Genomic DNA, 6213 nt, shown 5'->3' with positions numbered 1-6213 from the left:
TGGAATCATTTTGATTTTAGCGAATAAAAACAACATAAAATAATAGAGTTTCAAAAAAATAGCCCTCCACCAGACCTTTTTTGGTCAGATGGAGGGCTATTTTTTCATGTTTTGACAAGTTGCGGTGAGATAAGCCTGCATTTGGACAGACTTCAGCCCCCGAAATCGAGCATATCGATAGCCATGTAGTTCTTTGGCGTCCGCAAAGCTTCGCTCTATAGTTGAACAGCGTACTTTGTACAACTTTTTCCCTGTAACTGTTAGTTTGTTTTTTCTAGCGATATCCTTATATTTCTCCCATATATGATGAGTGATAACTTTTTGTTTTTGTTTCTTTGAAAAACATACCTCACGTAGCGGACAAACAGCGCAGTCTTCTGGGTTGGATTTATAGTGACGATATCCTTCACGATCCGTTGTCGCATACTCTAAAATACACCCCATCGGACAAGCAAATGCATTCATTTCTTCTACATATTTAAATTGGCTTTTTGGTACTTCTTTATTTCGTTTTCCAAATCGGCGATACCCCATCACCATAAATATATTTCTCTCCGATAATTTCTTACAGATATACCCTGTAAAATAGCCTGCATCAAGAGCTACAGCTTCCACTTTAAATCCGAATTTATCAATTTGAGCTTGTAGACGCGCTAAATATGGCTCGGAATCTGCCATATTTCCAGCCGTTACATAAGTATCTGTAATAATATTGTACTTCGCATCAGTCGTACGATGGTCTAAGAAATGAAAACCGTTTGGTTTTCCATCTCTCATTAAAAATCCACTATCTGGATCCGTAGTACTTATACGAGTTTTTTTAGTGGGAGTATCACTTTCCTTTCTGGGTTTTAATTCTTTTTTTCGTGTACCTCACGATCTTCAATTACCGCAGCTTCTAGTTCATCTATATAAAACTTTGCCTTTTCTTTTTTATATTTATGTACAAACTTATTTTTATTAGCATTGGCCTTAATGTGCGTAGAATCTGTCATCAGCGCACGTCCTCCCACCATCCGGTGCTCTGTCGCTTGCCTCACGATCTCATCAAAAATTTCTTCGAAAATATTTGTATGAATAAAGCGAGTACGACGATTCCAACTGATTGTAGAATGATCCGGAATAGTATCTGATAGAGAAAACCCTAAAAACCAACGGTAGGCGATATTCGTTTTAATCTCTTTTTCCAATTGACGCTCCGAACGAATACCGTAAAAATATCCAATAAACATCATTTTAAATAAAACGATAGGATGGATTGAAGGACGTCCATTGTTTTCACAGTAATAAGGGCGTAACTTCTCTTCAATAAAATCAAAACTAATTGTCGCTTCGATCGCACGAAGGAAATGATCTTGTGGAACCAACTCTTCTACAGAAACAGATACACGTTCATCACGATGATTTTTTAAAGCACCCATCATAAAAAATCTCTCCTTTACCTCTTTTTATCAGTGTTGACACATAAAAAGAGGTTCAGACACAAAAACAGGCTGTGGAGAAGACTTTCTCCACAGCCTGAAAATAACACCTACAATGTAGGTGTTATTTTTTTAATCATTTAGATTTGTAAAATGTTCCGTACTTCTTCTATGCGTAAATTTGTAAACTTTGCAATATCTTCAATTGGCATTCCATTTTTATGCATTCCACGAATTAATTGGATTTTCCCTTCTTCAATTCCCTCTTGACGCCCTTCTTTCTTTCCTTCATTACGAGCATGAGCGAACTTCGCGGCTTCATCCATCAAAGCTTTCTCCCTTGCTTCATACGCTTGTCGGAAGGAAGAATCTTGACTCATACGTTCCCATTTATTCATCGCTTTTTGTAAAATCGGGTCTTGGTTCATCGCAATATCCTCCAATGTTTGGGTTAAGTGTTCATCCTCATTCGCTGGAAGTAATAACAACCAACGAACAAATGAATCTTCCCAGGGATTTAATTGTTCATTCCGCCATTGTTGCATGAGTTTTGGAATCTCTACGATGTGAACTTCAATATCACTACTCAATATCTTCTGTTGTTGCTGATTCCATAGGATTCCTGTTGTATGAAATGCTTCATATTCTGGAAACATCATAAAGTTTAATAAATTAATCGTAATTGTTTTATGAAGAGAACTATATGGCATTCCTTTTTGAAGTTGGGATGTGTATAGCCTTCCCCAGTAATATAAACTTCTCTTAATCATATCATGATTATTATTTAGCTGTATTTCCACATTTACCTTTGTTCCCGTATCTAACGTTGCGGAAATATCTAAAATCGATAATTTATCCTCTTCATGTTCGCGATGTAAGTGTGGATCTTCTAATTGTAACGAAACAATGGGTGATTCTAAAGAATTTTGTAACATAGCATTTAAAAAAGCAATTAGAATGTCTTCATTTCCACTTGTGCCAAATAATTGTTTAAAAGCAAAATCAATGCGTAAATTCACTAATTGTTGGTTGGACATGGGTTTTCCTCTCCCCATCTCATAAGATGTTTTTCTTTCATTGTACATAAAAGAGTAATACGTATGCAAACAAGTCCTTATGACAACATACATAAGGACTTACACTAATATTGATAAAATTACATACACAAGATATCAATTGCTTTTTATGAGTTCAACATTTTGTATCTTTTGTAAAACTTATTGATTACCTCTTCATCTCTTTTGCTTCAAGAAAATGAAATGCTGGAATTTCTAATTCTTGACTTAATTTTTCTTGATATTCATCTACCTTTACAACTTTTAATACACCATTTTCTTCTTGATACTGTACTAAATATGGTTTATCTGAATCTTCATCTTTAGAAACTATATGATACAATACATTATTTTTCTTAATTGTCATCGCTTGTGTTGTTGCAATTTTCCCTGTTTGAAAAGGGTAAGATTTAAATTTGTTTTCCGTATTCGCTTGATCCAATGACCTTTTCTCATTATCATTCATAATAGTGTATACATAGCTGCCATCTTTTTCAGATAACATAGCAAAATCTTGACTCATTACACTACCATATATCGGATCTTCAGTAACTTTCTGCACTGTCTCCTGAAGAGCATTAATGTAAAGATATAAAATGACCATTCCAACAACCATACCGATAAGAACTACAGTTAAAACGATTTTTTTAATTGACTGCACCATAAATTGTAAAATCCCCCTCTATATGTTTCTAAAAATTCACACTTATGCATTTATTCCCTATGTTTTATATTACCATAAATAGGCTTTTTGATTACTTTTAAAAATAGGTATTTCAAAACATATACAGTTTTATTGATATGTTTCAAATGTTTTTAAGTTGTACTTTTGAAACGAAAAACACTATGTTTTTTGCTATGTCATAAAGTGTACTTTTTGACACGGGATATAACGTCTAAATAGCATAAGCTTATTCCCCCTTTTCGGGGATTTGGGCAAAAACACCCAAATTAAAAAAGGTCTGTTATTAGGTGTGCACCTGTTAGTGAAAGTGACCTGATAGTAAAAGTGTACCTGATAGTAAAAGTGTACCTGATAGTGAAAGTGTACCTGATAGTGAAAGTGTACCTGATAGTGAAAGTGTACCTGATAGTGAAAGTGTACCTGATAGCAGTAATACATACTAAATGGAAAAATCCATTTCAAATTTTTTAAGAAAAACAAAAATTTAGTTTAGCTTCTCTTATATTAAAGGTAAGAATGTTACACAGTTTATTTTTTGCTGGGAGGTAACATGAAAAACTAAGCTATTTTTAAAACAAAGGAGGGACAACGTAAATGAAGATCAAATTTGAAATTGACATTGATAAGGACACATTGTTAACAATTATTACACTTATAGGGTCATGCTTTTAGTAAATCTTAAATTTATCAAGTATACTTTTAGGTGAAGAGTAACTGTAGGTCAACAGAGATAAAGCACTTGTTCAAGTGCTTTATCTCCTTATTATGATGGAGGATTAACAATGAAAGAACATGAGAAACAAAAATCATATTATATAAGAGAATACACATTACGAGATAAAAGCACCAAATCCATTAGGGTTGAACCCTGGCGCTCTTTTAAAGAGGAAATGAGGGTGCTTGGTATTACGGATAATGACATTTTTCAAATTCAACTGATAAAAAAACATATATAACTTTAGCATACAAAATTCGTAAAATGCTGGTGCCACTCCAAATAAAATTAGTCAATTGCAATTCCTAATTGATACAATGGTTCTAATAAGGGGTAAAAACTATTTATAGGAGGTCACTATGTACGATTTAACAATAGGGCTAGAATATGACAGGGCTTTAGATTTAAGTCCAAGATACCGATATGATTTTGTAGGGATTGATTATCAGAACGATTATATTTATGGATTCATTTTCGTTTTTCGTACGATGAAAAAAGGGAACGGAACAGGTAATGTATTAATTGATTTAGTTCACAACTCTAACATCAATGCTCTCCAAGCTCATATACATGGTGATTGTCATTTCCATCCCTTCAAATTCAGAATGTCTATGAGTAATGATTCAATTAAAATTACAGATCACATTTCTTTAGAGAAGGTCAAAAATACAACAAATGATGAATATTACGCACTTATAAAAGACCAAAAATATCGATTACTCAATAACGCTAGTAATCAAGAGTCTAAAAATGTATCTTTTGTTAGACATCTACTATTTACAGAATATAATCAGCACGTAGAAAATGTAGATACTCTCGAATTTGCTCCAATTTTCAGGTTACAACAAGAGCATATATGGCATAACTCTAAACATTCAGATTATATGAATGTGTCACAATTGGCTAAATTTGATGATTCTCTAAAGCACTCCAAAGAATGGCAGCAAGCCCAAAAAATTATCCTAGATAAAATGGAACATTTAGAAAAACAAAAGGACGAAATACTAACTAAACTTTTAAAATGGAACGATTTAGAGAACTCTCGTTTGATTGAATCGTAAGAAAAAACGTTTTATGATAAATGGAATAATCAATAACAGTTATTTACATAAAAGAAAAAAGTCCTGCTGTAAAAACAGGACTTTTTAATTTATTGCTTTCAGTAAGGAAGAGGGCTTACTTCTTCATTTTCATGTCGATGATCGCATTTTCTGCAAAAAAGAATCCAATTTGGGTATTCGTCATACATTGGGATCATTTCAACTTCCCTTTTTTCTCTTTTGACACATACTGGACATATCATATTCATTCCCTCCTTTTTACGCACGATGTTGATTTTCACTTTTTTAAGACTGTATATCGAACTTCTTCTGAAATACATAAACTGGCGGAGTTCACTTTTATACTACATTTTCCTAACCGCCGCTTTACTTCTGATTGTAATTTCTCACTTGCTTCCTCTAAAGATTGTGCTGGAATAATCGTAGATTGTGAGTCTGTTACTTTGCCACTGTACATCACTGAAAAGTTTAATTCATATTGATGTATCAAGATTCCTCCACTCCTTTTCCTCTTACATTTCCTCACAGATTATTCTTACTTGTTGCTTCTTCTTGTAGTTTTTGTAGAGTACGCATTTGCGGTACATACCAGCTTTTTCTTAATCGGATAATCGTAATTCCTACAATTAAAATCAAAAAGGCTTGTAGGAAAATATCTTGTGTTTCCCACAACGTGCACAAATAAAGAAGACTTCCCGAACAAAAATAATACATGGCCAATAATAGATTTATATTTGCAATTAGCATTTGTTTCTTTACAATCGCGGCTATCCCCGCTAAAACAACTGTACAAACTCCTATACTTAGCAAAATATATGCAATAACCTTAAAAAAAAGCATCTTCATACCCCCTCCTCTCTAAAAACTCATTTAAAGCACTTAAAAAGCCGAATAAAGAGTGTAATCTTATTCGATACCAAATGTATTAGCACTTTCTTTAAAATCAATTACAAGAGAATCTGAAACGTCATTTTTTCTGAAAGGGAAATTTTTTATGTTGAAAATCATATATACTTTGTTTTCCGACACATCCAATTGAAAACCCTGTAAAAAAAGTTGCGCCTATGATTTTCAATCCCCATTGCCATGTGTTTTCCTGTAAAAAGTGGTGCGAAACATAGAGACATACCCCTGTACAAATAATGATCCAGATTCCATATTCATCGTATTTTCTCTGTTCTAACTTTTGTTCCTGGAACGGATATACCTGGATAAATAAAAAGGCTATCAGCAAAACTGACAGCCCAATTCCCAATACGATCATTTTTTATCGCCC

At 33.4% G+C, this 6213-nt stretch carries 7 protein-coding genes and 1 pseudogene; 2 read left to right on the top strand and 6 right to left on the bottom strand.

The window, feature by feature from the left end; genetic code table 11:
* Positions 1–16: 16 nt before the first annotated feature.
* The 3 genes and pseudogenes from N2V80_RS30270 to N2V80_RS30260 form a co-directional block, all read right to left on the bottom strand.
* Positions 17–1424: pseudogene (locus tag N2V80_RS30270) on the bottom strand (IS1182 family transposase).
* A gap of 137 nt (positions 1425–1561) precedes the next feature.
* Positions 1562–2458: an Rpn family recombination-promoting nuclease/putative transposase gene (locus tag N2V80_RS30265; protein WP_061655327.1), complete on the bottom strand. Its 897-nt coding sequence runs from the start codon at positions 2456–2458 to the stop codon at positions 1562–1564.
* 187 nt (positions 2459–2645) lie between these two features.
* Positions 2646–3140, bottom strand: a complete 495-nt coding sequence (locus tag N2V80_RS30260) for a hypothetical protein (protein WP_061139550.1) — start codon at positions 3138–3140, stop codon at positions 2646–2648.
* A gap of 803 nt (positions 3141–3943) precedes the next feature.
* Between N2V80_RS30260 and N2V80_RS30255 the strand changes: the two genes are divergently transcribed.
* On the top strand, positions 3944–4117 hold the full coding sequence (locus N2V80_RS30255) for a hypothetical protein (RefSeq protein WP_000658054.1): 174 nt from the start codon (positions 3944–3946) through the stop codon (positions 4115–4117).
* A 118-nt stretch (positions 4118–4235) separates the two neighbouring features.
* Complete coding sequence (locus N2V80_RS30250; protein WP_061139551.1) at positions 4236–4937, top strand: hypothetical protein; 702 nt, start codon at positions 4236–4238, stop codon at positions 4935–4937.
* Between the two features lie 277 nt (positions 4938–5214).
* Here N2V80_RS30250 and N2V80_RS30245 read toward each other — a convergent pair whose 3' ends face one another.
* From N2V80_RS30245 to N2V80_RS30235, 3 genes are all read right to left on the bottom strand, one after another.
* Entirely contained in the window at positions 5215–5427 is a 213-nt protein-coding gene (locus N2V80_RS30245) for a hypothetical protein (RefSeq protein ID WP_061139552.1), read from the bottom strand.
* Between the two features lie 32 nt (positions 5428–5459).
* Entirely contained in the window at positions 5460–5777 is a 318-nt protein-coding gene (locus tag N2V80_RS30240) for a hypothetical protein (RefSeq protein ID WP_061655326.1), read from the bottom strand.
* A gap of 127 nt (positions 5778–5904) precedes the next feature.
* Entirely contained in the window at positions 5905–6201 is a 297-nt protein-coding gene (locus tag N2V80_RS30235) for a hypothetical protein (protein ID WP_000636253.1), read from the bottom strand.
* Positions 6202–6213 lie beyond the last annotated feature (12 nt).

This window comes from Bacillus sp. FSL W8-0640, from assembly GCF_038007725.1.
Lineage (GTDB): Bacteria > Bacillota > Bacilli > Bacillales > Bacillaceae_G > Bacillus_A > Bacillus_A cereus.
The sequence above is the reverse complement of the archived record's forward strand: the minus strand, read 5'-3'. Positions and strand labels throughout refer to the sequence as shown.